Annotated in this window: 1 protein-coding gene; it reads left to right on the top strand. The window is 48.7% G+C overall.

What is annotated here, in order from left to right:
* A partial coding sequence (locus AAFP11_RS27470) for a cadherin-like domain-containing protein (RefSeq protein ID WP_341739888.1) occupies positions 1-3063 on the top strand: 3063 nt, incomplete at both ends.

Genomic DNA, 3063 nt, shown 5'->3' on the forward strand with positions numbered 1-3063 from the left:
AGGCAACGACAATTGCGACGGCGGCACCGGCAACGACCAAGTTAACGGTGGTAAAGGCGACGATACCGTTATAGGAGGTATTGGCGACGACACTTGCATGGGTGACGACGGCGACGACAGTATTGTCGGTGGCGAAGGCAAGGATACCATCATGGGCGGTGCCGGCAAAGACACTTGCATGGGCGATGACGGCGACGACAGCATTGTCGGTGGCGCTGACGACGACAGTCTCATGGGCGGTGCCGGCAATGACATGACAGACGGTGGCGACGGCGACGACACTGTGATGGGCGGTGGCGGTGACGACACTTGCATGGGTGGTGCCGGCAACGATACCATCGTCGCTGGTGACGGTAATGACATGACAGACGGCGGCGACGGTGACGATAGCGTTGTCGGTGGCGGATTAGGCGATGACACTTTGATGGGCGGTAATGGCAACGATACGATCGTAGGCGGTACTGGCAACAATACCTGTACCGGTGGTGCTGGAGATGACATTTTTGTCATTAGCGATCGCACTTCTGGGCCAAATTCAGTCATCACTGACTTCACAGAAAATGACAAATTTCTGGTATCTGGCAGCTTAAATTTTAGCAGTTTGTCCTTTGTCCAAGTTGGCGTCAATACCGAAATTCGCGGCAGCAGTAACTTTGTGCTGGCGCTATTGTTGAATGTCAACGCTAGTATTCTCAAAGCCGCCAGCTTTTTGGGAGTTACTGTTTCTCCCCCAAACAATACGGCAACAACTCTAACGCCGATTAACACTCCTCCGCGACTGGAAGCTAACAACGATGTTATTCTTGGTTCCGGGAAAACACAGACTATTACTTCTAGCGATTTGAAGTTTTTCGATCGCGAACAAAGCCCCAACGCCATTATCTTCACGCTGACGGAACTACCTCCTGCTACCAGTGGGAAACTGCTCTTAAAGGGAGTAGAAGTAACACAAGTAGGTTTAACCTTCTCCCAAGCAGACATTAATGCCGGTTCATTAACTTTCCAAGGCGTAGCTAGCTTCACCGGTGCCGTTAGTTTTGGCTTTAAAGTTACCGACGGCAAAACTACTGTCACCAATCAGAAATTTAGTTTGAATTTTGTTCAAACTGTCTTTAATTTTGCTGGAAATACAGCTCCTCAAGTGATTGTCGGTTCTGTGCTCGATGACGACATCGACGGCGGCGATGGTGACGATGACATAAAAGCTGGTAAGGGTTCGGACAAGATCAAAGGAGGGAAGGGTAAAAACAAAATTAAAGGCGACGAAGGCGAGGACGACATCGAAGGCGGCGATGACGAGGACTCCATCGAAGGTGGCATAGGCAGCGACAAAATCATTGGCGGTGCTGGGAATGACACATTAACCGGAAATGAGGGCGATGACTCCATAGAAGGTGGGGAAGGCACAAATATTCTCAGTGGTGGTGCTGGGAAGAATCGGTTTATTTACAAGAAATCCCGCGAAGGCATCACCAAAGTTTCAGACGCAGACTTAATTACTGACTTTAAAGTCGATGACGATGTTTTAGAGTTCTCTAATGCTGCTTTTGGTTTCAGCGCGGCTAGCTTCACCAAAATTGAGATTACTGCTAGTTCTGTTGTTGGCAGCATCGGCAGCAATAATTTGCTCGACTTCAGCACTGATACCACCGTCACCAGCATTGCAACTTTGCAAGCACGGTTTAAAGCTTTAGGCGGAAATAGCGAACAGCCTGTATTCTGTCAGTTTACAGATGCCGAGACAGGCCGTAATGTGCTGGTATTTTCAGTTGGGGTTCGCTTTGAAATTGTCGCTAGTTTCTCAGTGAAATTTAGCTTCAAAGTCAGTAACTTTGTGTTCACTGGCCCACCGCTAAATCTTCCTGTCGGTACTCCCGGCCCTGACAATGTGAATTTCAGCACTTCTCCAGTGGGAATTAAATTCGATGGTTTAGCAGGCGATGACAACATTGTTGGCAGCAATTTTAGTGATAGCATCAACGGCGGTGACGGCAACGATACGATTACAGGCGGCCTCGGTGCGGATCTCCTGACAGGCGGTAGCGGTGCTGATATCTTTGCTTACACCACAACGAAAGAAGGTGGCGATAAAATTCTTGACTTTAAGTCAGGAGTTGACAAATTGCAGTTCGTCAGCGGTGCTTTCGGCAATTTGACTACAACTAACTTTGATGCTGTTAGCGGTAGTGCTCCTGATGTTACTGGTAAAGAGTTGGTGATTTTCACACAAGGTACTTATGCCACTGTCGAAGCTGCTCAAACTAAGGCTCTAGGCTCTTCCACCACTCCTGGTTTCTTCGTATTTACGAATGCAGCTAACGAGACTGTGTTGGTGTTTGACTCCAACGGTACTGCACCTGGTGGTTCTACCACAGTGGCTAACTTTGGTACTGCTGCTGTGAGTTTGGGCACCTCGGACTTTGTGTTTACAGGTTCCCTAGGCTCTGCTCCAACTCCACCGCCTAATAACAGTATTGTTGACTTAAATGCTCCTAACAATACTTATCCCGTCGCCTTTAACAACTTCGGTTCCGGCGCCGGCGGTTACAATTTCAGCGGCCCTGTATTGTTCATCGGGAATGACAGTGTAAATAACGTTACAGGTACGGCCTTTGCTGATATTTTGAACGGTGGTTCCGGTGCTGATATTATCAGTGGCGGTAGCGGTGCAGATACTCTCAACGGTGGCATCGGTGCAGATTTGCTCACTGGCGGTTCCGGTGCTGATATCTTTGTTTACAATGGCCCCTTGGACGGTGGTGATACCATTACCGACTTCGCTTTTGGAGTTGACAAATTGCAGTTCGTTAGCGGCGCTTTCGGCAATTTGACTACAACTAACTTTGATGCTGTTAGCGGTAGTGCTCCTGATATTACTGGTAAAGAGTTGGTGATTTTTACCGGCGGTACTTATGCCACTGTCGAAGCTGCTCAAGCTAAGGCTCTAGGCTCTTCCACCACTCCTGGTTTCTTCGTATTTACGAATGCAGCTAACGAGACTGTGTTGGTGTTTGACTCCAACGGTACTGCACCTGGTGGTTCTACCACAGTGGCTAACTTTGG

It is taken from the genome of Microcoleus sp. CAWBG640 (genome assembly GCF_020883015.1).
Taxonomy (GTDB): Bacteria; Cyanobacteriota; Cyanobacteriia; order Cyanobacteriales; family Microcoleaceae; genus Microcoleus; species Microcoleus anatoxicus.